The sequence below is a fragment of the Sphingobium sp. CFD-2 genome, from assembly GCF_024611135.1.
GTDB lineage: Bacteria > Pseudomonadota > Alphaproteobacteria > Sphingomonadales > Sphingomonadaceae > Sphingobium > Sphingobium fuliginis.
This window is the reverse complement of record NZ_CP084406.1, coordinates 1093267-1119522: the sequence shown is the minus strand read 5'-3', so window position 1 is coordinate 1119522 and position 26256 is coordinate 1093267. Positions and strand designations below refer to the sequence as shown.

24 protein-coding genes are annotated in these 26256 nt (G+C 66.5%); 16 read left to right on the top strand and 8 right to left on the bottom strand.

The features are described from left to right. Positions 1-12: 12 nt before the first annotated feature. Genes LDB29_RS25205 through LDB29_RS25195 form a run of 3 tightly spaced genes read right to left on the bottom strand, consistent with a single transcriptional unit; the run spans position 13 to position 3045 of the window. The gene (locus LDB29_RS25205; RefSeq protein WP_065847242.1) at positions 13-810 is read right to left on the bottom strand and encodes an SLBB domain-containing protein; all 798 of its coding nucleotides are present in this window, start codon (positions 808-810) and stop codon (positions 13-15) included. A 10-nt stretch (positions 811-820) separates the two neighbouring features. After that, positions 821-2002: an outer membrane beta-barrel protein gene (locus LDB29_RS25200; RefSeq protein WP_257557458.1), complete on the bottom strand. Its 1182-nt coding sequence runs from the start codon at positions 2000-2002 to the stop codon at positions 821-823. A 17-nt stretch (positions 2003-2019) separates the two neighbouring features. Further along, a complete protein-coding gene (locus LDB29_RS25195; protein ID WP_065847263.1) occupies positions 2020-3045 on the bottom strand; it encodes a glycoside hydrolase family 5 protein in 1026 nt (341 codons plus the stop codon). Positions 3046-3116: 71 nt separating this feature from the next. On the opposite strand from LDB29_RS25195, the gene LDB29_RS25190 reads away from it, so the two are divergent. Further along, the gene (locus tag LDB29_RS25190) at positions 3117-3686 is read left to right on the top strand and encodes a hypothetical protein (protein ID WP_237764072.1); all 570 of its coding nucleotides are present in this window, start codon (positions 3117-3119) and stop codon (positions 3684-3686) included. A gap of 5 nt (positions 3687-3691) precedes the next feature. On the opposite strand, the gene LDB29_RS25185 is transcribed toward LDB29_RS25190, so the two are convergent. Genes LDB29_RS25185 through LDB29_RS25175 form a run of 3 tightly spaced genes read right to left on the bottom strand, consistent with a single transcriptional unit; the run spans position 3692 to position 7133 of the window. Further along, complete coding sequence (locus LDB29_RS25185) at positions 3692-4687, bottom strand: NAD(P)-dependent oxidoreductase (protein WP_025547668.1); 996 nt, start codon at positions 4685-4687, stop codon at positions 3692-3694. Further along, positions 4684-5412, bottom strand: coding sequence for a methyltransferase domain-containing protein (locus LDB29_RS25180; protein ID WP_065847398.1), 729 nt, complete (start codon positions 5410-5412; stop codon positions 4684-4686). Before LDB29_RS25180 ends, LDB29_RS25185 begins: the two co-directional genes overlap by 4 nt. Next, positions 5409-7133, bottom strand: coding sequence for a glycosyltransferase family 39 protein (locus tag LDB29_RS25175; RefSeq protein ID WP_065847401.1), 1725 nt, complete (start codon positions 7131-7133; stop codon positions 5409-5411). Before LDB29_RS25175 ends, LDB29_RS25180 begins: the two co-directional genes overlap by 4 nt. 243 nt (positions 7134-7376) lie before the next feature. Here LDB29_RS25175 and LDB29_RS25170 point away from each other — a divergent pair, with 243 nt between their 5' ends. From LDB29_RS25170 to LDB29_RS25110, 13 genes are all read left to right on the top strand, one after another. Continuing rightward, positions 7377-8312, top strand: a complete 936-nt coding sequence (locus tag LDB29_RS25170) for a glycosyltransferase family 2 protein (protein WP_025547665.1) — start codon at positions 7377-7379, stop codon at positions 8310-8312. Between the two features lie 3 nt (positions 8313-8315). Continuing rightward, on the top strand, positions 8316-9293 hold the full coding sequence (locus LDB29_RS25165; protein ID WP_025547663.1) for a glycosyltransferase: 978 nt from the start codon (positions 8316-8318) through the stop codon (positions 9291-9293). Further along, the gene (locus LDB29_RS25160) at positions 9286-10449 is read left to right on the top strand and encodes an FAD-dependent oxidoreductase (protein WP_065847412.1); all 1164 of its coding nucleotides are present in this window, start codon (positions 9286-9288) and stop codon (positions 10447-10449) included. The genes LDB29_RS25165 and LDB29_RS25160 overlap by 8 nt, the downstream gene beginning before the upstream one ends. Continuing rightward, positions 10442-11173, top strand: coding sequence for a hypothetical protein (locus LDB29_RS25155; RefSeq protein WP_025547660.1), 732 nt, complete (start codon positions 10442-10444; stop codon positions 11171-11173). Before LDB29_RS25160 ends, LDB29_RS25155 begins: the two co-directional genes overlap by 8 nt. Further along, a complete protein-coding gene (locus LDB29_RS25150; protein ID WP_065847405.1) occupies positions 11170-12360 on the top strand; it encodes a glycosyltransferase family 4 protein in 1191 nt (396 codons plus the stop codon). Before LDB29_RS25155 ends, LDB29_RS25150 begins: the two co-directional genes overlap by 4 nt. Then, on the top strand, positions 12357-13574 hold the full coding sequence (locus tag LDB29_RS25145) for a polysaccharide biosynthesis protein (protein ID WP_025547659.1): 1218 nt from the start codon (positions 12357-12359) through the stop codon (positions 13572-13574). Before LDB29_RS25150 ends, LDB29_RS25145 begins: the two co-directional genes overlap by 4 nt. A 3-nt stretch (positions 13575-13577) precedes the next feature. Beyond that, complete coding sequence (locus LDB29_RS25140; protein ID WP_025547657.1) at positions 13578-15374, top strand: HAD family hydrolase; 1797 nt, start codon at positions 13578-13580, stop codon at positions 15372-15374. Further along, complete coding sequence (locus tag LDB29_RS25135) at positions 15374-15604, top strand: acyl carrier protein (protein WP_025547655.1); 231 nt, start codon at positions 15374-15376, stop codon at positions 15602-15604. Before LDB29_RS25140 ends, LDB29_RS25135 begins: the two co-directional genes overlap by 1 nt. 4 nt (positions 15605-15608) lie before the next feature. After that, positions 15609-16139 (top strand): DapH/DapD/GlmU-related protein, encoded by a 531-nt coding sequence (locus LDB29_RS25130; protein ID WP_025547653.1) that lies wholly within the window; start codon positions 15609-15611, stop codon positions 16137-16139. Beyond that, positions 16136-16693, top strand: a complete 558-nt coding sequence (locus tag LDB29_RS25125) for a DapH/DapD/GlmU-related protein (protein ID WP_048575521.1) — start codon at positions 16136-16138, stop codon at positions 16691-16693. The genes LDB29_RS25130 and LDB29_RS25125 overlap by 4 nt, the downstream gene beginning before the upstream one ends. A 10-nt stretch (positions 16694-16703) precedes the next feature. Further along, entirely contained in the window at positions 16704-18164 is a 1461-nt protein-coding gene (locus tag LDB29_RS25120; protein WP_025547649.1) for a lipopolysaccharide biosynthesis protein, read from the top strand. Between the two features lie 309 nt (positions 18165-18473). Continuing rightward, the gene (locus LDB29_RS25115) at positions 18474-20363 is read left to right on the top strand and encodes a PAS domain S-box protein (protein ID WP_235600857.1); all 1890 of its coding nucleotides are present in this window, start codon (positions 18474-18476) and stop codon (positions 20361-20363) included. Continuing rightward, positions 20350-20976 (top strand): response regulator transcription factor, encoded by a 627-nt coding sequence (locus tag LDB29_RS25110; protein WP_226869583.1) that lies wholly within the window; start codon positions 20350-20352, stop codon positions 20974-20976. Before LDB29_RS25115 ends, LDB29_RS25110 begins: the two co-directional genes overlap by 14 nt. 216 nt (positions 20977-21192) lie before the next feature. Here the strand turns inward: LDB29_RS25110 and LDB29_RS25105 are convergent, their stop codons facing one another. Continuing rightward, the gene (locus LDB29_RS25105) at positions 21193-21609 is read right to left on the bottom strand and encodes a hypothetical protein (protein ID WP_137708883.1); all 417 of its coding nucleotides are present in this window, start codon (positions 21607-21609) and stop codon (positions 21193-21195) included. 291 nt (positions 21610-21900) lie between these two features. Between LDB29_RS25105 and LDB29_RS25100 the strand changes: the two genes are divergently transcribed. Both LDB29_RS25100 and LDB29_RS25095 read left to right on the top strand, forming a co-directional pair. Then, complete coding sequence (locus LDB29_RS25100) at positions 21901-23292, top strand: sugar transferase (protein WP_044661119.1); 1392 nt, start codon at positions 21901-21903, stop codon at positions 23290-23292. Positions 23293-23431: 139 nt separating this feature from the next. After that, on the top strand, positions 23432-25219 hold the full coding sequence (locus LDB29_RS25095; protein WP_253719171.1) for an FAD-dependent oxidoreductase: 1788 nt from the start codon (positions 23432-23434) through the stop codon (positions 25217-25219). Between the two features lie 52 nt (positions 25220-25271). On the opposite strand, the gene LDB29_RS25090 is transcribed toward LDB29_RS25095, so the two are convergent. Beyond that, a complete protein-coding gene (locus LDB29_RS25090) occupies positions 25272-26243 on the bottom strand; it encodes an alpha/beta hydrolase (protein WP_103001549.1) in 972 nt (323 codons plus the stop codon). Positions 26244-26256: the final 13 nt, after the last annotated feature.

Sequence of the window (26256 nt, the reverse complement as noted above, 5' to 3'; positions counted from 1 at the left end):
TTCCCAGCCTGATCAGAAGATGCGTTCCTGGACGGTGAAGACGTCGCCCGGCTTCACCAGCATGTCCAGGTCGGCGCGCTTGATCCTCTGGTTGCCGCGGTTGAGGCTGATCTTCTTTTCGGACCCGCCCAATGTCGGCCCGCCCGCCTGCGCCAGCATCTGGCGCAGCGTCATGCCGCTTTCATAGGTGATCTTGCCCGGCTTGTTGACCTGGCCGTAGATGAAGACGTCCTCCGCCTTGGGCACGAACAGCGAATCCCCGGGGCGCAGCATCTGCCCGGTTCCCGTCGCGCTGTTCAGGTCTTCCAGCGGGATGCGGCGGTCTTCCTCGCCCTGGCGCTGCAATATGGCGTAATCCGCGGCATCGGTCCGCGCGCCGCCGGTGCGGGCCAGCATCATCGCGATCGTCTGCGGCCGGTCCAGCGGATAGACACCGGGATTCTGGAGATTGCCGAAGACGGTCACCGCCCGGCTGACATAGCTCACCACCTCCACATTGACGATCGGATTGACGAAATATCCGCCCGCCTTCAACTGATCGCGCACCTTGGTCGCCAGCGCATTGGCGGTCACGCCCTGCGCCACGACTTCCCCGACGCTGGGCAGGGTGACGCTGCCGTCCTCCTTGATCCGGGTTTTGACGTCGAACGGATAGGCGCCGAAGACGGAAACCCTTATCTCGTCATTGGCGCCCAATATGTAGCTGGACGCCAGCGCCGCGCCCGGCGCGGCATTGGCCGCCACCGCCGGAACGGCTGCGGAAAGGGACGCAAGGATCAGGACGGAAAGGGCAGGGAAGATCGGTTTCATGGCCAGTACCTCATAGATCCAGTCCGACGAACAGCAGTCCCGACGTACTTTTGTACCGGAACTGGTCGACGGCCGTTGTTCGCCACTCATGGCGTATCTCCGCCCCGGCATTGAGGCGGCTGCGCAACTGGTAACGATAGCCGGCAAAGACCGCGCGGGTGCGGTCCGACCGGCGCAGCAGCGGTGTGTCGAGCTGCAATTCGCCCTTGAACGATCGGCGGCTGTAGCTTCCGCCGGCCGACAGGCCGGACCGCGCCCCCAGCTTCAGATTGCCGCGCAGGGTGAAGTCGGTCTGCACGATATAGGTCGCGCCCGTATTGCTCTGATTGCGGGAGCTGCGGTCGACATCCAACAGGACCGACAGCCGGTTGGAAGGGGTATAGACCGCCTGCGCCTCCACCCCCAGGCCGGAGAAGTCCGCAATGCCGGGCGCGCGCGGCTTGGTCTTGAAATAATTGGCGCCCAATTGCCAGCTCAGGCGCGGCGCCACGGCCCGGCGGAAGAGGATGCCCGCGCGGTAATTTTCCGCGCCGTCGCGCAGGCCGGGTATCGCCCCGTCGGCATTGGGGCGGCGGAAACGCTCATATTGGAACGTCGCGCGGATTTCGCCCAGGCTTGCCTTGGAATAGCCGATGCCCGCCATCGCCGTGGACGTGTCGATGTCGAATATCCGCCGCGAAGATGCGCTGTTGCTGGTATTCAGATAGCCCACGGCGGCCACGGGGAAGAAACCATAGGGCTTCTCGCAGTCGACCGCGACCCTGTAATCCTGCGTCCGCTGCGTATTGCCGACGACCACGCCCTGATCGGAAAGGTTCGATTGTGCGAAATTCAGCCGCGCCCTGGGCTGCACATGGCAGTAACCTGATACGGACAGATCGGCATCGGCCTGAAGACTGATCCTCTCCCGATCGAGAAATTCGAAACGCTGGTGGAAATCATAGCCCGCCGACCCGATCACCGTCAGCCGGTGAAGACCGAATTGCCGGCGGTAGGTCACGTCGACGCTGGGCGTGATGCGCAGGTCGTCCTGCTCTCCGGCGACCAGGTCGTCATTCTGCCGCAGGATGTTGCTGTCGTAGAGCAGGCGCACGGTCGGCCGGACCCGCAATCCGTCGGGCGGAACCTCCACCTCGGTCTGGGACAGGGCCGCCTGCGGGATCATGAGGGCCGCCGTGGCGGCTGCGCTCATGACGGAAAACTGCTTCATCATGGCTCCCTTGCAACGATATATTTGCTGAGCACCGCGGCCTGCGGACGGGGGCCGCCGGTCGGCTGAACGCTCATCGGATAGCGGGTGCCCCACCAGGCGCCGCCCGCCCAATAGGTCCATCCCATCCAGACGTCGCCATTGGCGCGCAAATGGGCGAGCAGAACCTCCAGCCCGCGCAGGCAATTGTCGTCCGGCGGCGCACCGAATTCGCCCAGGAAGCCGCGATGGCCATTGGTCCGCAGCCATGTCGTCGCACCCGCCAGCCGCGCGTCGATCAGGTCCGGACTGACGCAGCTCGTCGCCGTGCCGGAACTGTCGGCATCCAGATATTGGTGCATCTCGAACGCATAATTGCCGCCGGGATCGCGAAAATCGGCGAAGGCGAGCGCGTTGGAGTTCGATCCGCCCGTGGTCCAGCTATGCGCGCCGCTATATTTGGAACCCGGCACGAGGATGAGATTGGCCGCCCCCGTCCGCCGGATCGCCGCGACGCTGCCGTCCGCCAGCGACCGCCAGGCGGCGGGCGTCATGCCATAGGGCTCGTTCATCAGGCCGAAGGCGACGGCGCCATTGCCCTTGTAATGCTCCGCCAGCCGCTGCCACAGATCGGCCAGCATCGCCGACCCATTGGAAATCTGGTCCAGCCGCTGGCCGCCGTACCGGCCGTAATTATGCACGTCCAGCACGATGGTCCGGAACGGCGCCAGACTGGCGAACGACTTGTCGATCAGGGCCATCTCTGTCGTGGAAAGCGGCTTCAGCGGCTCCGGCTGCACCCGTTCCCAGAGGATCGGCACGCGGACGATCTGCATCCCCATGTCGATGAAGGGCTGGGCCGTCCTTGCGTCGGGATAGACATAATCTTTGCCGAAGACGCCGGGCTTGCGCGCGGAATTGAATTCCCCGCCTGCTATGTTGACGCCCGACAGGGGCGGTTGCCCGGCGGCGGGCTGCTCGGCGGTCAGCGGCAGGGCCAGCAGCATCAGCAGCGGCGCCATGGCGAGGCGAGTCGCCACACTCATCGGATGAAGCCCCTTTGTCGCCATGGCGATGCGCCTGCTTCCCCGCTAGGTGCTGAAGGGAAGGAGACATGATGAGCGCGAAAGGCGACCTGCTCGCAAAGGCCCCAGCCGGCGACGCCCCCGACAGGACGGCGGCGGACGCCCTGCCCTGGTTTCAGGGCGCCGACAGCGTGCCGACCCATTTCGGCATGGTGGGACTGCTCCAGGAAAAGGGGATGGTCGTGGATCTCGGCGCGCCCCAGCCGGGCGGCACGCGGCCGATCCATTACCGGCGGTCTTCCGGCGCGCTGCTGTCGATTTCCGTCCCGCTTTCCATGGCGATCGCGGCGGGCGATTTCCTGCTCGTGAAGTCGCTGACCTGCCCCGACGGCGCGGTGCGGCCGGTCGCGGTGCGCCCGCCGGCCAGCCCGGACTGGATCGCCATAGCCGATCTGGAGGGCATATTGCGACACTATGGCGCGGGCGCATCCCGCTTCGTCCGATGGAGCGCCGGGGCGGGCGCGGCCTGCGGCATTGCCGCGCTGTGCGGGGTCGCGGCGCCCGTCACGGCGCTGGCGGGCATGGTCGCGGGCGTCGCGGCGCTTGGCCTCCATCGCCGGGACCGGCGCGACCGGGGCCGCGTCAGGCGCCTGATCGGCTGAAGCGCTCATACCAGCAGCCCTTCATTGCGATACCAGGCGACGGTGCGGCGGAAGCCCTCCTCCAGCCCCACGGCGGGCCGGAAGCCCAGCGCCTGTTCCGCCCGCGCGATGGAAAAGGCGCGGTTATGCTTGAAGAAGGTCAGGCGGCGGCGGTGCAATGGCGGCTGCACCCCCAGCGGCGCGCAGAGCAGTTCGCAGCCATGGGCGGCCAGGTTGACCAGCCCATAGGGCACGGTGCGCCGGGGCGCGGGCACGTTCAGCACATTGGCGGCGGTCGCGACATAGTCGCGCAACGGCAGATAAGTCTTGCCGCCGATGATGAAGGTGCCGCCCGGCGCCGCGTCGCTCGTCATCGCCAGCAGGAATCCGTCGACCAGATCGTCGATATAGACCGGGTGGAAATTCGGCCGCCGCGATCCGATGAACAGGAAACGGCCCTGCTGCACCATGCGGAACATCTTCAGCATGCGCGTGTCGCCCGGCCCGTAAATGGCGCAGGGGCGGATGATGACGACGTCCATGCCCGGCTGCATCATCGCGTCGCGGCACAGGTCCTCCGCCAGCAGCTTGCTTTCCTGATAGGGGTCGCGCGGGTCGAAGGGCGCGTTTTCGTCCGCCGGCGTCTCCGCCACATCGCCATGCACGCCGATGGACGAGCAATAGACGAAGCGCGCCACCCCTGCCCTGCGCGATTCCGCCAGCAGCGCTGCCGTGCTGTCGCGATTGGCGCTCAGGAACTCCTCCCGCGCGCCTTCCGACCGGTACATGGCGGCGATGTGGAAACAGGCCGTCGCACCCTCCACCAACCGGGCGAAGGCATCGGTGTCGGTCAGCGATCCGCCGATCCATTCGATGCCGCTCTCCCTTTCGGCGGCGCTGGGCGGACGGCGGGTCATGGACCGGACATGATAGCCCATGCCGATCAGCCGCCGCGCCAGCGCGCCGCCGGTGAAGCCGGTCGCGCCGGTGACGGCGACGATGGGGCGTCCGTCCGCGCTCATGCCTTCCTCTCCCGGTCGAAGCGCTGGAGCACCGGATTGCCGATCAGGCTGGTGACGCCGATGCGGCGCAATCCTTCCTCCACCATGCGCACCGGCTTCCCCGCCAGGCGGTGGAGGCCCATGGGCGCGCTGAACTGCTTGAAGCGGCGTCGGGGCGCGAAGCCGTTGCGGCGGAAGGCCTGCTCGATCCGGGCCGGCCAGAAGCTGCGATAGGTGCGCGTGTCCTTCTCGATCAGCCGCTTGATCGGGAAGGTCGCCGCCGACAGCGCATTGGCGCCCATCAATGTCGGATAATCGACGATGACGCTGTAGCGGGCGACGCGACAAAGTTCGTCGATCAGCCTGTCCGGATCGTCGATATGCGCCAGCAGCCTGATGCTGGTGACAAGGTCGAAACGGCCGTCCGGGAAGGGCAGGGCCAGCAGGTCGCCGGTCACATAATCCACCCGGCCGGCATCGGCGCCCTGCAACAATTGTTCGGCGCAATCGGCCGTCGAGCCCAGCACCGTCGTCTGAATTCCCATGTCCAGCAGTCCGCCGACAAGCTGCCCATGGCCGCCGCCGACATCCAGCGCGCTCTGGTGGAGGGGCGGCCCATCGTCGACCAGATCGCGCAGGCCGCGTTCCTGGATGTCGAGCAGATAGGCGCCGGAAGGCCCCGCAAACCGGCGGGCATATTGGACCGACCCCGTTTCCAGATCGGGGGGAGGAAGCAAACCAGTCATGCCGCACCCGCGGTTGCTGCAATGCCAAAGAACGCAGGCGGACATGACTGGCCTGACGGCACGCACCGCCCGCGGGGCGGCAGGGGCCTGACCACGGACGCACCTTTCGTGCCGGGAAGGGCCTGCTTCCCGACATGGGGGCAGGCACGCCGCACGGTTGGGTGCCGCCAGCTGTAGACGTGGAAGCTGCTGTGCGTGGGGACGGGGGTCAGGCGCCGCTCGATCTCACGGGCGATTTCGGGGCGCACGCCCATGGGATTGCGCCACTGATAATCGGACACGATGACGACGCCGTTATCGGTGCAGTCGATGACTTCGGACAGGGCCGCCGGGCTGTCGATCAGCGGACGGCCGGTGCGGAAATCGCTGTTGAAGTCGGTCGGCGGCTTGAGCTCGCCCAGCCGGCTGTGGCTGATGAACAGGTTGAACGGCCCGATATGCGCCAGGGTGCGCAGGTCGTCGCCGGTGACGAGCAGGCTGCTGCCTTGCGCGATCCGCCGCAATTCGGGCGCCGCCCTGTCCCATTCGCCGTCGGGCACCGGCGCGGCAAGGGCGGCGGGCCCTTGCGCAAGGGTCGACGCCATCAGCCGGGCGGAATGGCGGTAGGCGACGTCGCCGCCCATCAGCAGCAGCATCGCCGCGCCCGCCAGCAGGGCTGGACGCAGCGTTCCCCCGCCGCCGAACCGTTCGACCAGCGCGCCGATGGCCAGGCCATAGGCCATGCAGATGAAGGGAAAGACGTAATAGCTGTAGCGCCACGCCTTCATCCCCGCGAAACTGTGGAGCGTCAGGCACAGCATCGCCATGATCGCGCACAGGCTGGCCAGCGAGGGATTGCGCCGCCACGCCGCCGCCAGCGCAACGGGCCAGAGCAGCAGCATGGCGGGCATCTGCGCCCGGAATTCGCGCAGATAATAGAAGGCGTCGTCCTGCGATCCGGTCGCCCAGCGCTCGGCATGGCGATAGCTTTCCAGCGCTGGCCCGGCCTGCGACAGGGCGATGGTTGCGCAGGCCAGCGCGATTGCGCCCAGCACGATCAGGTGCAGCGGGCGCATCGCCGCTATCGTCGCGCGCTGGTCGAACAGCAGCCAGCAGCCCATGGCCAGCGCGGCAATCGCCGTCACCGGTTGCAGATGGGCCGCTATGGCCAGGCAGAGCGCCGTGGCGGCCAGCCAGCCGGGCCTGAACCGGCCCGCAGGCCGCGTGGCGAGGAAAAGGCTTCCCGCCGCGGCCAGTATCATCAGCGCGTGCAGGGCGTAGAAGCGGGCGAAATGCGCGATGTCGAGCGTGTAGCCGGCAAGGCCGAACAGCGCGGCGCCGGCCACTGCGCTCCATATGCCGCCGCTCTGCCGCAGCCACTGGAAGACCAGTCCGACGCTGATGCCCGAAAAGAGCAGCGAGGGAATGCGCGCCACCCAGAGGTCGGATCGCCCGAACAGATCGAAACTGCCGCCGACGATGGCGGTGAACAGCCGCGCCCGTTCGTAACGGCCGTCCAGGATCGCGAAGCTGCCGTCCGCGGCCCAGCTGCGCCCCGCCAGCAGATGGTAGAATTCGTCGATATGGGCGGGGCGCGTCTGAATGGTCAGCCCATAGACCAGGCAGGCCAGCAACCCCGCGGCCAGGGCAGGGGCCGCTCCCGGCAGGGCCATGGACGCGCGCCGGCCATCCTGCGACGGCAGGGCGGCGTGCGATCCCAGATGCTCCGATGTGGTGGCCATGAATATGATCTCATATCCGGCAAAAGCCGACAGGATGTTCGATGGCGCAAGAATTCGATCTAACCGAATTTAAGTCAATATAGGGGAGAACGCCTAGCCGTAGGTATGACTACATAATGGTATGTTTCTGAAATTTATGTGAATGTGTTTCCAAGGTCGCTGAATCGATTGGCGTTGAACCCGATTGTGGAAATCATAAGGGGCATCGCCGGCAATATTATATAATATTGTAGGAATGGACGCATGGTCGATGTTTCGATTGTCGTTCCTCTTTATAATGAAGAGGACAATGTACGGCTTTTGCATGAAGCGATCAGCAATGCATTGACCGACTTCCGGCCCAGCTATGAAGTCGTGCTGGTCGATGACGGCAGCAGGGACGCGACCTTTATCCGCGCGGCGGAAGTCGCTGAGCGGGACGGGCGCGTGCGCATCGTCAAGTTCCGCGGCAATTACGGCCAGACCGCCGCGATGGCGGCCGGCATCCAGAATGCCCGCGGCGACATCATCGTCACCATGGACGGCGATCTGCAGAACGATCCGCTGGACATACCCCGCATGGTCGAACTGATCGACGCCGGGCACGACATCGTCGTCGGCTGGCGCAGGAAGCGGCAGGATGGCGGGCTGCGCGTCTTCGTGTCGAAATGCGCCAACCGCATCATGGCCCGGCTGATGGGCGTGGCGGTGCGGGACAGCGGCTGTTCGCTGAAGGCCTTCCGCAGCATCCTCATCAAGCAATTGCCCATGTATGGAGAAATGCACCGCTTCATTCCGGCCCTCTCCCGCCTGGCCGGGGCGCGTCTGGCGCAGATCGAGGTGCGGCACCATCCGCGCCAGTTCGGCGTCTCCAAATATGGCTTCTCGCGCATCTACAAGGTGATGCTGGACATCGTGTCGATCCGCATCCTGCTCAGCTTCGTGCGGCGGCCCATGGCTTGGCCGCGCCATATGATCGTCGGCATCACCCTGCTTGGCCTGCTGTCCGTCGCGGCGGCGGTCTGGGGCGGGGGGCTGGCGCTGCCGATGCTGGCCATCGGCGTGCTCTGGCTGTCGCTGGCGCTGTTCCTGCTGGGATGGGCGGTGATTGGGCAGATGCTCGCCAGCCTGACCGGCAATGTTTCGGGTTTCGCGTCGCTGGGCGCGAAACTGTCGGCCCAAATCAAATTGGGGGATTGAACAATGGTTGCCACGGCAAAGCTGGACCTGGTCGAAGTCATGGACATTTCCGTCATCGTCCCGGTCCTCAAGCGTTTCGACGATGTCGCCCGCGTCTATGCCGAATATCGGGACAGGGTTGCATCCTCGGGGAAAAGTTACGAGTTCATCTTCGTCATCGACGGACAGCCGGACTATCCGGTCGCCACGCTGGAACAACTGCAACGCGACGGCGAACCCATAGAGATCATCCGCTTCGGCCGGGAGTTCGGGGAATCCGCCTGCCTGCGCGAAGGCATCCGCCAGTCGAGCGGGCGGCACCTGCTGTTCCTGCCCGCTTATTTCCAGATCGGCGGCGCGGCGATCTCCGAACTTCTGGATCATCTGGACGAAGCCGACGTCGTCGCCGCCCGCCGCGACAGGCGGGCGGACGCCATGTTCAACCGGCTGCGCGGCTGGGGCTTCCAGAAGATGGCGCGCTTCGCCGGAGCCAAATATGACGATCCCGGATGCCTCGTCCGCGCCGTCCACCGCAGCGTCTTCGACGAAATCCCGATCCAGGATGAGAAGCAGCGCTTCCTGCCCCTGCTGGCGGAGGTGCATGGCTTCAAGGTCGTCCAGCTCACCCTGCCGCAGGCCGAAAGCGACGCTGGCCGGCCGCAGCACAAGCCGGGCGTCTATTTCGACGTGATGATGGACCTGATGGCGGTCGGCTTCCTCGTCCGCTTCATGCAGCGCCCCTTCCGCTTCTTCGGCACGGTGGGCGCGGCGTCGATCCTGAGCAGCCTGGTCCTGATGGCTTTCCTGCTGTTCCAGCGGGAGGTCAGCAATATCCCGCTGGGCGACCGCCCGCTGCTGGTGCTGGTCGTGCTGCTGCTGGTGCTGGGCATCCAGATCGCGGCGATCGGCCTGATCGCGGAGATCGTCATCTTCACCCGCGGCGACGGCAAGCAGCATTATCGGATCGAGAAGATCGTGGAGCATGTGTCCGCCGATGCCTGAAACCGTCATCATAGGGGCGGGCATCCAGGGCGCCACGCTGGCGCTCGCCGCGCTCGAACGGGGCGTGTGCCCGATCCTCGTCGATCGGGACGACCAGCCCTCCGGCGCGTCCGTCAACAGCTATGGCATCGTCCATGGCGGGCTGCGCTACCTCCAGTCGATGAACATCCCCCGCTGGGTGCGCAGCCGCCGCGCGCAGAACTGGTATATCGACCGCTACCCCCATCAGGTGCGGCCGCTGCGCTGCGTGATGCCGCTTTATGCCGGCGCCCCCCGCTCGCCCCGGCTGTTCGCCCTTGCGCGAGGCTTCGACCGGCTGCTGCGAACGGCGCTTGGCCAGCATGTGCCGCTTCCCGAAGATGGCGCCTGTTCGCGGCAGGAGGTCTTGCAGGCCTATGACGTCGCATCCCATGGCCTGCTGGGCGGCGCGGTCTGGTACGATGCGCAGTTGCTGAACCCGCCCGCGCTGTTGAGGGAAATGCTGGCCGAAGTGGAGCAGCGCGGCGGCGTCGTGTTGCGCTCCACCGAAGTCACCGGCCTGATCGAGCAGGGCGGCCGCCTCCAGGCCGTCCTGTTGCGCAACGCAAGCGACGGGCGCGAACAGAGGATCGCCGCCGACCGGCTGTTCGATTGCGGCGGCGCGCAGGCGGGACGCTGCATGGGGCCGGCGCGCCGGGTGCCGAGCGCGGCGGTCCTCGCCTTCAACCTGCTGATGGACATTCCCGCGCCCCCCGCCAGCGACGCCTACGCCCTGTCGCCCACGCCGGGGCGCGGACGCAGCTTCTTCTTTCGCCGTTATGGCGCCGCGACGCTCGTCGGCACTTTCTACCGTCCCGCGCCCGGCATCCTTTCGCCCGAACCCACGGCGGAGGATGTCCGGTCCGCCCTCTCATCCATCCGCCAGTGCCTGCCCAATGTCGAACTGGACGAAGGATCGGTGCTGGCCACCTATGCCGGCCTGCTGCCGGACCGCGACGGCAGCGGCCGGGCGCTTCATCCGGGCGACCGGCATCTGCGTCCGGGGCCGGAGGGCTATCATATGCTGGTCAGCGGCAAGCTGACCACCGCGCCGCTGCTGAGCGAACAGGTGGCGCGCCGCCTGTGGCCTGCCGCGCCCTTGCCGCGAACCGGCGGATGGCGGCCGCGCCATGCCTGAGCTGATGATCGACGCGCACGTCCATCTGCATCCCGGCGACGATCCGCGGGACCGGCTGATGCAGGCGCATGGGCGCATGATGGCGGCCGCCGGGAAGGACTGCCTGCCCGTCTTCATGCTGGCGGAGCAGCAGGGCTGCAACGCGTTCGGAATGCTGAAGGCATCGGGCCGGTCGACCGCGGAACCGGAAAGCCTGTGGCTGGAAACCGGTTCCGCCGACATATTGGTGCTGGCCGGCCGGCAGGTCGTCAGCGCCGAACGGCTGGAGATACTGGCGCTGGCCACCGCCGCCGGTTTCGCCGACGGCGCGCCGGCCGAACAATTGGTCGCTGCGATGGGCGCGGCGGACGCGCTGACCATCCTTCCCTGGGGCGTCGGCAAATGGGCCGGCGCGCGAGGACGGCTGGTCGACAGGCTGCTGGCCGGCGATCCGGAAGGCCGGTTGCTGTTGGGCGACAATGGCGGGCGCCCCGCCTTCTGGCCGGAACGCCGCTTCCGCCACCGGACGGTGCTGCGCGGATCGGACCCCCTGCCATTGCGCGGCGATGCGCGGCGGATCGGGACTTTCGGAACCATCCTGCATGGCGGGCTTTCGGCCGACCGGCCCGGACGCGACCTGCGCGCGCTCATCCGTTCGGCCGGGCGGCAGGCGCGGCATTATGGCGCTCTTGCAAGCCCGCTGCATTTCCTCGGCAACCAGCTTCGCCTGAGGATGGCCTCATGAAGATATTGATGCTGGCGCCCCAGCCCTTTTACGAGGAACGCGGCACGCCCATTGCCGTGCGCATGGCGGCCGAAGCTCTGGCGGCGCAGGGGCATGAGGTCGCGCTGCTGAGCTTCCATGAAGGGCGCGACGTGCCGATGCCCGGCGTGCGGCATCACCGCATCGCCGCCCCGCCGGGCGTCCGCAATGTCCCCATCGGTTTTTCGCTCGGGAAGCTGGTCTGCGACCTCTGGATGCTCTTTGCCGCGGTCGGCCTGCTTCGGCGTTATCGCCCTGACGTCATCCATGCCGTCGAGGAAGCGGCCTTCTTCGCGCTGCCCTTGTCCCGGCTGTTCGGAACGCGCCTCGTCTATGACGCGGACTCGATCCTGAGCGAGCAGATCGTCGAAAAATGGCCGCGGGCCCGCGCCATCGCCTGGATCGTCGAACGGTGCGAGCAATTCGCCTTCCGCCGCAGCGACCTGGTGATCGCCGTCTGCCCCGCCATCCAGCAGAGCGCCAGCCGCTCCGCAGCCGCCGATCGCATCCACCTGCTGCCCGACGTGGCGATGGAAGGGCCCGCCACCGCGGCGCCGGTCGAAGACCTGCGCCCGAACGCAAAGGATCGCCCGCTCGCGCTTTATGTCGGCAACCTCGAATCCTATCAGGGCGTCCACCTGCTGATCCAGGCGATGGCGGCGCTTGCGCCTGCCGAGCGTCCCGCGCTGGTCGTGATCGGCGGCAAGGCGGATCATGTCGCGCAGCATCGGCAACTCGCCCTGCAATGCGGGCTGGAAGGCGATGTGCGCCTGCTTGGCCCGCGCCCGCTCGATGGCCTCGGCCGCTATCTGGCGCAGGCCGACATCCTCTGTTCGCCGCGGCTGAAGGGCCGGAACACGCCGATGAAGATCTTCTCCTACATGGCGTCGGGCAAGGCGCTGCTGGCGACCAACATCGAAAGCCATTCCCAGGTTCTGGACGCGCGTTGCGCCATGTTGACGCCCGCGACGGCGCAGGACCTGGCGCAAGGGTTGCGGCGGCTCTGCGCCGACGACGCGCTGAGGGCGAGGCTGGGGGAGGCCGCCGCCGCAAGGGCGCGGCTCGACTATGGCCATGCCGCCTTCGTCGACCGGCTGCGGCGCGCCTATGCCGTGCTTTCGCCGGATGCGGGCACGCCCCCTCCGCCCACCGCGCTGGAGGCCGCATGACGGCGGTCGGCGCCAACGCGCGGGCGACCAACAAGGCCGCCTCCAGCCTGTTCGCCGCGCTGGGCTTCGGCCTGTCGGGCGCGGCCTTCACCCTGGGCATGCTGCTGCTGGCGCGGGAACTGCCGGTGGAGGCTTATGGCCGCTTCACCCTGGCCGTCGCCCTGTTCAATATCTTCGGCCTGCTGACGCCGCTGGGCGTCGACCAGCTGTTCCTGCGCGGACCGATGCGCGCGGGCAAAGGATTGCTGGCTTTCCTGATCTTCTCCGGCCTTGTGGTGGGCGGACTGGTGGGCATGGCGGCAGGCCTGCTGGGCGGACTGCATCCGGCGGAGGCATGGCTGACCGCGCTGGCGATTGCCGGCGGCGGGCTGGTCGCGGCGACCAGCACCGGCCTTCGCGCGCGGGCCGTGCCCGGCGCCTCCATGCTGCTTGCGATTTCGGCCAGTTTCGTCCTGTTGCTGGCCGGGACCGCGGCCGTCGTCTTCGGCCTGAAGGACGGGACGGCGCCTCTTGCCATATTCGCCGCCGGAAACATCGTCTTCGGCGCGATCGGCTGGGGCCTTCTGCGCCGCAGGGCGAAGGACGGCGATGCCGTCCACCCCGCCCGCCGCTGGCGCGAGGCGGGATCGATGCTGGGCCTCGTCGCCCTCGGCACGGTGTCGCTTCAGGTCGAACGGATCATCATCCCGATCCCGCTGGACCTGAAGGAACTGGCGCTGTTCGGCGTGCTGGCGTCGGTCGCGATCTTTCCCTTCCGCCTGCTCGCGTCCGGCGTCGGCTTCACCCTCGCCCCGCGCCTGATCGGTGCGCAGCGGGCGCGCCGGCAGGCCGTCGTGCTGGCGGAGGCCAGGCCGCTGCTGGCGGTGATCGTCGTGGCGACGGCGGGCCTTGTCGCCTGCGGCCCGTGGATCGCCGCCATAGTGACAGGCGGCCTCTATGCCATCGGCCCGGCCCTGATCCTCGCCGCCTGTGCGAACGGCGTGGGGAAGGTCGCCATGGCCTTCCCCCGGGCGATGCTCACGGCGGCGGGATCGCCCGCCGATCTGGTGCTGCTCAACGGATGGGGGGTGGTGGGTCTGGCGCTGACGGTCTGCGGCGCGCTGGCCGGGGCCGCCTGCGGAATCACCGGGCTGCTATGGGGGGCGACGCTGGGCGGCGCGATCCCGACGCTGTTCACGCTGCACCTCGCCTGGCGTCGGCTTGGAAAGGATTGAGAAATGACCACCCAGATGGGCTTTGCTGAGATGATGCAGTCGCTGCACGCCGGATCGGCGGCGCTCGACTACCGCAAGACCGGCCGGCTGCTGCGCGAGATGGAGGCGCAGGCGGGCGTGCACGTGGCGTTGATGGGCAATGTCACGCTGGACCTTCTCACCCCCTTCCTGCGCGTGGAGGCGGCGAAGGTCGGCCAGATGTCCGCATTCCATGTCAGCCCCTTCGGCCAATATATGCAGGACCTGCATGGCGAGGCGCTCCAGCGCTTCGACCCCCATGTCATCGTCCTGCTGCTGTCGGCGCAGGCGATGCGGCCCGACGCCTTCGAACGGTTCCACCAGCTCTCCGTCGAGGACCGTCATCGCCTGCGCGACGACATGATGGCGGAGGTGGAGGGCTGGATCGACAGCGCGGTCATGCGCACCGCGGCGACGCTGATCGTCGCCAATTTCCCCTGTCCTTCCAGTGCGCTGGGCGTCGCGGACCTCAGCAGCGATTATGGCGAGCGCGAATTCTTCCTGGACCTGAACCTGGCGCTGCTCCGCGCCGTGCGGGCGCGCCCCAGGGCGATGATGCTCGACGTGGTCGAGGCGATGGGCCGGGTCGGCACGCGCCAGGCGGTGGACCGGCGGATGCACTATATCGCCGGATTGGGCTGGACGGACGCGATGATGCGGGAATTCGGCGCGGTCTTCGCCCATGCGCTGGTCGGCGCGCTCGGCGCCGCGCGCAAATGCCTGGTGCTGGACCTCGACAACAGCCTGTGGGGCGGGGTGGTGGGCGAGGACGGCCCCCATGGCATCCGCGTCGGCCGCGGCGACATGGTGGGGGAGGCGTTCCGCGCCTTCCAGCTCAGGATCAAGGCGCTGAAGGAACGCGGCATCCTGCTCGCATTGTGCAGCAAGAACAATCCGGAAGATGTCGAGGAAGTGTTTCGCCTGCGTGACGACATGCCGCTGCAATTGTCGGATATGGCGGCGACGGCGATAGGCTGGGACAGCAAATATACGGGGATCGGGAAGATTGCGAGGCAGCTCAACATCGGTCTGGACGCGCTGGTGTTCCTCGACGACAACGCGGCGGAGATTGCGGCCGTGCGGCAATATTGCCCGGATGTCCATGCCGTGCTGCTGCCGCCCGATCCATCCGACTATGTCGACATATTGGACGCGCTGCCCTGGTTCGAGAAAAGCCGCCTGACGGCGGAGGACAGGGCCAGGACCGAACATTATGCGCTGGCCGCCGGGCGGGATGCGCTGTGCGCGTCCTGCGACCCGATGGACTATCTGCGCGGGCTCGACATGCGCGCGGCGATCCGCGACGCCGGGCCGGCCGACCTGTTGAGGGTGCATCAGCTCTTCAACAAGACCAACCAGTTTAACCTGACCACGGGCCGCCCCACCATGGGGGAGGTGGAGGCGATGATGACCGACCCGGCATGGCAGCTCATCGTGGCGGATCTGCGCGACCGCTTCGGGCAATTGGGCACAGTGGCGATCTGCGCCCTGAGGCGGGAGGGCGCGGCGCTCCATATCCGGCATTTCCTGATGAGCTGCCGCGCCATGGGCCGGGGCCTGGAACATGCCGTGATGAACGATGTCAAGCGCCGCTTTCTGGAAAGCGACGCCGCATCCCTGCACGGCAGCCATGTTCCGACGGCCAAGAACGGCCCGGTGCGCGGCTTTTTCGACGATCAGGGCTTTGCCGCCGCCGATGGCGGCGACCGCACCGACTATGCGCTTTGCCGGGCGGATGTCGCGTTCAGGGATTGCGACTGGATCATGCTGGAGACGAAATAATGGCTGTGAACATGGACGACCTGCTGAACCTTGTCGGCGACATCATCGAAGTCGATCCGTCCCGGATCGACCTGCGTCTCGACCGGGACGATGTGCCCGGCTGGGATTCGCTGGCCCATCTGCGGATCATCACCGCGTTCGAGGCGCAATATGGCGTGCGCCTCAGCATGGACCAGATCGCCGAGATCCGCACGGTGGAACAATTGTCGCGGACATTGGGCGAGGCGTGACGCCATGCGCATGGGTGTCGCCATACGCCGCTTCGCCATTCCGGGCTTCGTGCACAGCCTCTACCATCTGTTCGCCGGGCGCGCGATCGTCAGCCCGCGCGCGGAACTGGAATGGAGCAGGCTGCTGAAGATCGGCCGCAGGTCCCAGATCAGCTCCTTCGTGAAGATCAAGGCGAGCGAAGGGCCCGTGCGGATCGGGGAGCGGACCGACATAGGCTGCGGCGTGTTCATCGCCGGGCACAGCCATGGCATCGTCATCGGCGACGACTGCCTGATCAGCCCGAACGTCTCCATCATCGGCGTCAATTACCGCTATGACCGCGCCGACCGGCTGATCCGCGAACAGGGGTTGCAGTCGGGCGGCCCGACCAGCATCGGCAACAATGTCTGGATCGGCGCGGGCGCGGTGATCCTGGACAACAGCCAGATAGAGGATGGCGCGATCATCGCGCCCAATGCAGTGGTGTCGGGCCGGGTGCCGGCCATGTCGGTCATGTCGGGCAATCCCGCCAAACTGGTGTTCACGCGCCGATGAGACTGTTCGTCACCGCCCGGCTCGACGACCTCTATGCGCGATGGACCCGCTGGCGCCTGCGGGCGGCGGGCGGCAAGGCGGGCCGGGCCTTGCGGGTGCGCGGCGGCGTCCCCTATCTCGCCGGGCAGCTTATCCTGGGGGAGGCTGTGCGCCTGCGCAACGAGCCTGCCCGCATCAGGCTGAAGACCGCCGGAAACGGCCGGATCGTCCTGGGCGATCAGGTATCGCTCAACAGCGGCGTCACCATCTTCAGCGCCGCCAGTGTGGAGATCGGCGCCTTCAGCCGGATCGGGGATCATGCCAGCCTGTTCGACACCAGCTTCCATGCCGTGCATGAAGGGCATGCCGCCCGGCCCCGGCCGATCCGCATAGGCCGCAATGTCTGGATCGGGCGCAACGCCACGATCCTGCCGGGCGTGTCGATCGGGGATCACAGCGTCATCGCCGCGGGCGCCGTGGTGTTCCAGGATGTTCCCCCCCGCCAGCTCTGGCGCGGCAATCCGGCCAGTTTCGTCAAGCATGTCCGCGCGGGCGACGACTTCATAAGACAATAAGGGAAGCATCATGTCCGCAACCACGGGCGGCATAGCCGGGAAAATCCGATCGGGCATGGCCTGGTCGCTGGTCGAAAGCTGGAGCGTGCAGGCGCTTCAGTTCCTCGCCTTCATGATCGTCGCCCGCTATGTCGACGCCGCGGCGCTGGGCGTGGTCGCCATGGCGCTGCTGGCGGGGCAGTTCTTCCAGATGACGGTGCTGTCGGGCATCAGCGCCCCGATGGTCAGCGCCGGGCGCGACGATCCCGACCTGGACGATACCGCCTTCTGGATCGCCTTCGCCCTGGGCGCGCTGATGCTGCTGCTCACCCTGGCCTGCGCCGGCGTCGCGGAACGGGCGTTGGACCAGCCGGGCCTGGCATGGGTGCTGCGCTGGCTCAGCATCGCCAATTTCCTTTCCGCGCTGAACGTCGTGCCGCAGGCCTGGCTGACGCGGGCGCTGATGATGCGGCCGCTGGCGGTGCGATCCACCCTGTCGACCATGGCGGGCGCGCTGGTCGGCATTCCCATGGCGATGGCTGGCTATGGGCTGACGGCGCTGGTGATGCAGAATCTGGCGACCGCCCTGATCGGCGCCGCGATCCTCTGGGCGGCGTGCCCCCGGCGGCCGCGCTTCCGCTTCGCGCGGCAGAAGGGACGGGAAATCTTCTTCTACAGCCGTCATGTGACGCTGACGGGCATCGCCAATTTCTTCAATTCCAACTCCGACGTGCTGATCGTGGGCGTCGTGCTGGGCGCGGCGGCGGCGGGCGTCTATACGGTCGGCAAGCGCGCGCTGCTGGCCGCCAACTTGCTGCTGGCGCGGGCCCTCTCCCGCGTGGCCTTCCCGGCCTTCTCCCAGCTCAAGCACGATCCGCCGCGACTGACGGCGGCCTTCCTCAAGCTCGTATCCGCGACATCGCTGATCACCACCCCGGCCTTTGTCGGCATGGCGCTGGTGGCCGATCCCTTCATCCATCTCGTCTTCGGACCGCGCTGGGCGGGGGCGGTGCCTGTGATGCAATATCTCAGCCTCTTCGGCGCGCTCCAGGCGGTCGGCATCTATAACCAGTCGCTCATGCTCGCCCTTGGCAAGCCGCAATGGCAGACATGGCTCGCCGCCCTCTATGCCGTGGTGAACTGCACCCTCTTCTTCGCGACGGCGGATCAGGGGCCGGGCGCGATCGCCGCCGCCTTCACCCTGCGCGCCTGGCTGCTCTACCCGCTCTCCGTCCTGGGCGTGGTCCTGCTGCTGCCGATCGGCTGGGCAGATTACTGGCGCGCCGTTCGGCTGGGGCTGTTCGCTTCCGCGGCCATGGCGGGATGCGTTCTGGGCGCGCGGCCCTTTCTGGTCCAGATGGCCCCGGCCGAAGCGCTGACCGTCACCATCCTCACCGGAGCGCTGGCCTATGGCGTTGCGCTCCTGTTGCTCGGGCGAAACGCGCTGGTTCAGCTCCTGATGTTCGCCAGGGGCCGCTACGGCACGGCATAACCTATGTTAATATATTGCTCTTGCGCGATTTTATTGCCGTAAAGATGTAAAATTCCGTAGCAATACCTACTAGGCAATCCGTGACCATGCTGTTACCACTATTGCAACGCAGCAATTCCCCTTAAGCTATTTCCCTTAGGAAGGGCTGGCTTATGGGGATGACGCATGAGCGGAGTCGGGCCGATCCCGGCCTGCTCCAATAAAAACCAAGGTCGCAAGAAATAGTTCTGGGCTATAAGCGCGGAGTCAAAGACTATGCTTGCAACCGGTGCCGGGGAGCGCCTTCAGCGGCGTTTCTCGCTGGCATTCATGCGTAATGCGTCGCGACGGTTCGTCCCCGCCGCGTGGGCCGCGTGGATTGCCGAAGTGCGCTGGAGCGGCCTCGGCAAATATATCGCGTCGCTGGTCATCGTCTTCCTCGCGTCCTCGTGGATTTTCCGCAACGGCGTCGCGTCGCTGACCGCCGGGGACTATGCCGTCCTCACCCTGATCGTGATTTCCGTCGCCACCCTGATGGGGATCGGCCCGGGCGCGGTCACCACCGCCGGCCTGCTGACGGTCATCTACGCCATTGTCGACGTGAAGATCAGGGGCGGAACCGGCGAGGACGGCCTGGCCTTCCTGCTGGTCATGGTGGCGGCCAATGGGGTGGCGCTGAAATCCACCTTCTGGCGTGCGCGGGCGGAACGGCAGGGCGCCTATGTCAACCGCCTGACAGAGCAATTGAAGCTGCTGACCGACGGATCGGTCAACTACGCCCTCTACATGACCGATGTGGAGGGGCGGGTCGTCCACTGGAACCGGGGCGCCGAACGCTTCACCGGCTGGGACAGCCGCGACATCGTGAACCGCCCGGTATCGCTGCTCTATTCCCATCATCCCGGCATGGAAGACAATATGGCCGAAGCCTTCGCCCTGGCCAAGGAGCATGGCAGTTGCGAATTCGACTGCCATTTCATCAGGAACGACCGCAGCAGCTTCATGCAGAACTGCGTGGTGACGGCGCTGCGCGACAACAAGGGACGGCTTCAGGGCTTCGCCAAGCTGGTGCGCGACGTGACGGCGGAACGGGCGCAGGAAGTCGCCCTTCAGGAACGCGAAGCGGAATTGCGGTCCATCCTGGAAACCGCGCCCGACGCAGTGTTCGTCGTCGATATTTCAGGGCGGATCGACTATATGAACAGCACCGCCTGCCGCATGTTCGGCTATAATCTGTGCGAGCTGGAAGGCGCGGAATTCGATCATCTGCTGACCGGAGCGCAGCCGCCGCGAGAGGTCCGCGACGAGCCTCTCCATGTGGAGAGCGACGGGCCGCTATCCTATCCGCGCAGGCTGATCGGGCGCCGCCGCAACGGCTCCAACTTTCCCATCGAGATGAGCTTCGTGAAGATGGAGGGCGCGCATGAGACGCACTATACCGCCTTCATCCGCGACCTCACCGAACAGGATGCGACCAAGGCGCGGCTGGAACTGCTCCAGACGGAGATGCTGCACGGCACCCGCTACAGCGCGATGGGCGCGATGGCCTCCATGCTGGCGCATGAACTGAACCAGCCGCTGACCGCGCTCGCCGCCTATATGGAGGGCAGTTCGATCCTGCTGATGCGCGGGCAGGAGGCGGACCGGCCGAAGCTGAACCGCATCTTCCGCTCCGCCGCGCAGGAAGCGGTGCGCGCCGGCGCGATCATGCGCCGCCTGCGCGATTTCGCCAGCGACGGAGAGGCGCTGCTGGAAATCCACGACGCGCAGGATGTGGCGCGCAGCAGCCTGGCGCTGATCGCCGCCATGGCGGAGGCGGCGGACGTCACCGTCGAAATGGACGTCGCGCCGGGCACCGGATCGATCTTTGCCGATCCGATCCAGATCCAGCAGGTGATCGGCAATCTCTGCCGCAATGCCATCGACGCCATGCGCGAGGAGCCGGAACGGCGGCTGACCGTGCGGGTCGCGGCGGCGGACGAACTCACCACGCATTTTCTGGTTTCCGATACCGGCTCGGGCATTCCGCCCGCGATCAAGGACCGGATTTTCGATGCCTTTGTCAGCAGCAAGGAAGAGGGGACCGGCGTCGGCCTGTCCATCTGCCGCACCATTGTCGAAGCCCATGGCGGACGGATCTGGCTGGAGCCGAGCGTCACGGGAAGCTGCTTCGGTTTCAGTCTCAGACGCAAGAAGGGAAACGCCATTGGAACCCACTAAGCTGATCCACATCGTGGATGACGAGGATTCGGTCCGCGCCGCGACCGCCTTCCTGCTGGAGCTGGAGGGCTATACGGTCCGCACCTGGCAGCGCGGCACGCATTTTCTGGCGGCCGCCGCGAACGAGCCGCTGGGGTGCGTGATCATGGACCTGCGCATGCCGGAAATGGACGGGATAGAGGTGCAGCGGCGACTGAACGAGGCGGAACTCTATTTCCCCATCATCATGCTGACCGGCCATGGCGACATCGCCTCCACCGTGACGGCGATGAAGATGGGCGCGGTCGATTTCCTGGTGAAGCCCTTCGAGCGGGAGACGCTGCTGCGCGCGGTCGAAAATTGCTGGACGCTGTTCCAGGATACCGGCGCGCGCCGTCAGCGGGCGGTGCGCGCAGGGGCCATGGTGGAGAAGCTCACCCCCAGGGAGCGCGACGTGCTGTCGGGGCTGACCATGGGCCTGCCGAACAAGCATATCGCGCTGCAATTGGGCATCAGCCCGCGCACCGTGGAAATCCACCGCGCCAATCTGATGTCCAAGCTGGAGACGCGCAGCCTGTCCGATGCCTTGCGCGTGGCGTTCGCCGCCGGGATCGGCAGGCAACTGGATTGCTGAGGAACACGGGCCGGCGATCGGCGGGCCGTTGTTTCCGGCCCGGATCGGGCCATCTCCCGAAATGGACCGCCCTCCGCCGCATTTCGCGGCCGGATGAGCGATAGGAGCGGTTCGACCGGCCATAATCCGATCGAACCGCTCCACCGCGCCCGGATGCGGAGCCTTCGTCCTCCGATCCCCGGCGCGTCGCTGCCTTCTCCTCTCTCTCCTGAAACTTCAGCGCCGCCGTCCTGCCGGCGATCTGATCGTGAACAGGGCATCGTCGGGCGCCGCCCTGCTCTTGACGACCTGCAATGGCGATCCGCCATAGGGGGGGTGCGGCAGGCTCGATTGCCTGTCCTGGCCCTCCACCCGGGCGGATGATTTCACCAGCCGCAGCGATGCCCGTTTCGCGCCCTGCGCCGACCGGCGCCATGTGCGTCCTCTCCGCTTCCGCCTGATAAGGTCCCAGGTGAGATAGGGCAGTGAAATGACCAGAAGATAAAGCGATGCCGGCAACCACAGCAGCGCGAAGAGCCGATCCCGCCACCCAATCCTTACAATGTTCCGCGACTTGTTCTGCAATCGCCAGAGATTACAGGACCCAAGCATCCATATCCCGGAGACGACCGCCATCGCGATAATCATTGCCATCCTGTTCCATCATCCAATCGCAGCTCTTTCGGCTGCTTCGCGAAGCTGTCCTGTATGAACTATAGATGAAAGGCGTCATCTGTCATCTACGCAGGAATACGCACCGGCTGATATTTCGGACCGTCGATCAACCCTCTGTATTCTCCCGGATTGCACCTGAAGCGACATTATGTCTGATTTAGCGCTGATAAGGATCAGGTCGCCGGAACAGATATTCTGCATCAACTGCGTTTCGATCGAATGCGTGCCACGGGCACGGAGAATCCTCCAGGCGCGCAAAATGAGGTGTGCATGTCGAGAATTGACCTGGCGATGGCGACTCGTCCTGCCGGCGGACGGGGCCCTGCCGCGGCGCATCGCGCCTTGCGAATCTGGCTTTGCCTTGCCCTGGCGCTGTGGGACATGGTGGCGTTGACATGCGGGCTGAGCGTCGGACTGGCGCTCGCGCCCGTGGCCGGGGGGCTTCGCGACAGCGGCGCCTCCGTCGCGGCGCTGCTCATGGCCTATCTCATCATCGCCTTTCACAATCAGGCCTATGATCCCCGCGGCCTGACCAATGCGACGACCAGTTGCCGCAATGCCGCGCGGGCCTTTGCCGGCACGGTGCTGATCTTCTTCCTCGTGCTGTTCGCGGTGAAATCGACCTCGACCTTCTCCCGCGCCGCCGTGCTGGCGGGGCTGGGCTGCGCCGGCGGGCTGCTGCTGGCGCAACGGCTGCTGTTGAGCCGCCTTCTCGAACGCCATTTCGGGGACCGGCTGTTTGCCGAACTGCTGATCGTGGACGACTGCCCGATTCCGGAAAATCCGGGCCAGATGGCCCTGGTGGACGCGCAGGCCATCGGCCTTCGCGCCGATCTGGACGACCCCTATATGCTGCACCGGCTGGGCATGTTGCTGCGCGATCACGACAGGGTGGTCGTCGCATGCCCCGCCGACCGCCGCGTGACCTGGGCGCAGATGCTGAAGGGCGGCAATATATTGGGCGAGATCGTCTCTCCCGAAGTCGAATCCATGGCGCCGCTGACGGTCGGGCGCTGGCAGGACATGGCCACGCTGGTGGTGGCGCGAGGGCCGCTGAACCTGGCGAACCGGGCGACGAAGCGGCTTCTGGACCTGTTCGTCACCGTGCCCCTGCTGATCGGGCTGATGCCGCTGATGATCGCCGTCGCCGTTGCGATCAAGCTGGATTCGCCCGGCCCCGTCTTCTTCCGTCAGCAACGGATCGGGCGGGGCAACACCCTGTTCAGCATCCTCAAATTCCGCAGCATGAAGGTGGAGCGATGCGATATGGACGGCGTCCGCTCGGCCAGCCGGACGGACGACAGGATCACGCGCGTCGGCCGCTTCATCCGCCGGACCAGCATCGATGAATTGCCGCAGCTCATCAATGTCCTTCTGGGGGAGATGAGCCTTGTCGGACCAAGACCTCATGCCATCGGGTCGACGGCGGAGGACATATTGTTCTGGCGCGTCGACCGCCAATATTGGAAAAGGCATGCGCTGAAACCCGGAATAACCGGTCTTGCGCAGATTCGCGGGTTCAGGGGCGCCACCGAAACCAGGGCGGATATTTTGCAGCGGGTGGAAGCCGATCTTGAATATATGAATGGCTGGAGCCTGATGCGCGACATCGTGATCCTGTTCGGCACCGTTCAGATTCTGGTGCACAGAAACGCCTTCTGATCCCTGGCAAGACTGCATTTCCGATCGATACCCTCCCCGGAACGACCGAATGCGCATTTCCCCGCAATGGGTAAGTGATCACACCGAATGGATCATCGCCGCCGCGCATGAAATAAATCTTCCATTATTGGGGAGCATCATGGATCGACGGACTTTCCTCGCCGGCGGGCTGGCCGGCACGGCATTGGCGGCCTGTCAGCGCGACAATGAACCGCGCATCGTCCAATCCTCGCGCAGGCCGATGGTCGGGCGCCGGACCTTGCGCGCCGATGTCGTCGTCTATGGCGCGACGCCGGCGGGCATCGTCGCCGCCGTCAGCGCCGCGCAGATGGGCGCGTCCGCGATCATCGTCGGCGGATGGCGGGAACGGCAGCCGGGCGGCATGCTGTCCGGCGGGTTGAGCTGGACCGATTATCGCGACATTGACGCCTTTGGCGGCCTGGCCCGTGCCGTGATCGAACGGCTCGCGGCGGCGGGCGGCATGCCGCGTAACCGCTATGCCTTCGATCCCGCCCTTGCCGTGCCCCTGTTCGAGCGCATGACGACCAGTGCGGGCGTGCCGATGGTCTGGTCCGACGGTGTGGAGGACGTCAAGCTCGTCGATCGCCGCATAAGCGAATTCTTCCTGCAATCGGGCAGGATCGTGCGCGGCCGCATGTTCATCGACGCCAGCTATGAAGGCGATCTCATGGCGCGTGCCGGCGTCGCGTTCAAGGTGGGGCGGGAGGCGGCCGACGCCGCCAATCCGCTCAACGGCTATCGCGGCGCGAAAAACGGCCATCTGGTGCGCGGCGGCCGTCCCGATGAGGATAGCATCGCGCCGATCAGCCCTTTCTGGAATGGCGAGGGCGGCGCGCTGCTGCCGCATGTCGCGGCGGCGCCCGATCTTCCCCTGGGCGCGGCGGACAAGGCGGTGCAGGCCTATTGTTTCCGCCTGACCATGACCAACCGTCCCGACCTGCGGCAGGACCTGCCCGCCCGCGCGCCGGATGGCTATGACGAATCCCGCTACGAACTGCTGTTCCGCGACCTGGACGCCCGCCGGCGCAAGGGGCAGATATATGGACGCGACTGGACCTTTGCCCGCGATCTGGTGAAGGCGGATGAGGTCGCGCCGGGCATTTACGACGTCAACAACCGCGCGCTGATGTCCATCGATGCCGTGGGCCTCAGCCACGACTATCCCCAGGCCGACTATGCGACGCGGGAGAAGATCTGGAAGGCGCATGAAGCCTATCTGCGGGGCTGGTTCCACGCCATGGCCTATGGCCGCGACCCGCGCATTCCGCCGGGCCTGCAACGCGAGGTGCGCGAATGGGGCCTGGTTCGGGGCCGGCACATCCATCCGCATCCCAACGACCTGCCGGGCTGGTCGCCGCAACTCTATGTCCGCGAAGCGCGTCGGCTCGACAATGGGCTGAACTGGTCGGGCAGGGACCTGTCGGACGTGGACGGCGCGGAGCCGCGCCGCAAGGGCATCGTCGCCATGGGCTCTTATTGGCAGGACAGCCATTCCACCCGGCGCATCGCGGTGCAGGACGGGGCGGGGCGATGGGGCATCTGCAATGAAGGCTCGATCATGTTGCGGACCGGCGGGAAATATGAACGCTCGCCGCTGCCGATGGACCTGATGCTGCCGCACCGGGACCAGTGCACCAACCTCATCGTTCCCTTCTGCGTGGCGGCGACGCATCAGGCCTTTGCCACGATCCGCATGGAACTGACGTCCATGGCGCTGGGCGAAGCGGCGGGCAGGGCGGCCGCCATGGCGCTGGGCGAAGATAATGTGCGCGATGTGCAGGACGTGCCGATGCCGGAACTCCAGGCCGCGCTGGTCGCCAATAAGGGCGTCATCCACGGCGTTTCCGCCTTCGAGGATTATCGGCGGCGGCTGAAGTTCCGGCTGAACCGGATGCTGGGAGGCTAAGGACAGAGGGGCCGATCCGACGGCATGGGATCAACCCCTCCCTTCCACCATGTTACCGCGCCCGCTTGAGCATGCCGTGCATGTCGATCCACCGCACGAAGGCGTCGAACCAGCCGGTGCTGGTGGTCGCCTTCGGATACATGCCGAAGCCGTGGCCGCCCTGCTCGTAAAGGTGGAATTCCACCGGGCGATGCGCCGCGCGCCAGTCGTCGATCAGCTTGAAGTCGCGATTGCCGAACAGCGGATCGTCGGCGGCGATGGCGGCGAACATCGGCGGCGCGTCCTGCGGCACGGTCATGCTGCCCAGCGGACCGTAGATATTGCCGATGAAGGCCGGCTTCGCTTCCGTGGCCGACAGCGTCGTCGCCATGGTCAGCATCGCCCCGGCGGAAAAGCCGATCATGCCGATCCGGTCCGGGTCGACATGCCATTGCGCCGCCCGTGCGCGGATCAGGCGGAAGGCGGCGGTTGAATCCGCCAGTTGCGGAGCAAGGTCGGTCGCTGCCGAGGCGGGAGCGGGCAGCGGCGTCCTGGCCACGCCGGAGAACATCTCCTGCATCGACCGTTCGAAACCCGCCATGTCGGCTGGCGTCTGGCGCAGCCGATATTTCAGCACGAAGGCGGCAACCCCCTTCGCCGCCAGCGCCCGCGCGACGTCATAGCCCTCATTGTCCATGGAAAGCGTGCGGAAACCGCCGCCCGGCGCGACGACGACCGCCGCGCCGGAAGCCTTGGCCGGATCGGGCAGGAAGGGCGTCAGCGTCGCAACGGTGACGTTGCGGGCAAAGCGGCTGCCATATTGGCGGTGCCAGCTTTCCTTCGCCGTGGCGCCGGGAAGTGCGCCGGTGCCCAGTTCGATCGCGTCGGGCTGGGCCGGGGCGGCAATGGGCGTCATCCTGTCGTCCTGCGCCTGACCCAGCGCCGGAGCAGCCAAGGCGCAGGCGGCGATGCCGATGGCGAAAGCGCGGGCGGCCGGGAAGCGGAAGGGGCGCCGCAATGCCTTCCGGGCAGATAGATGCTTCATCTCATCCTCCTGT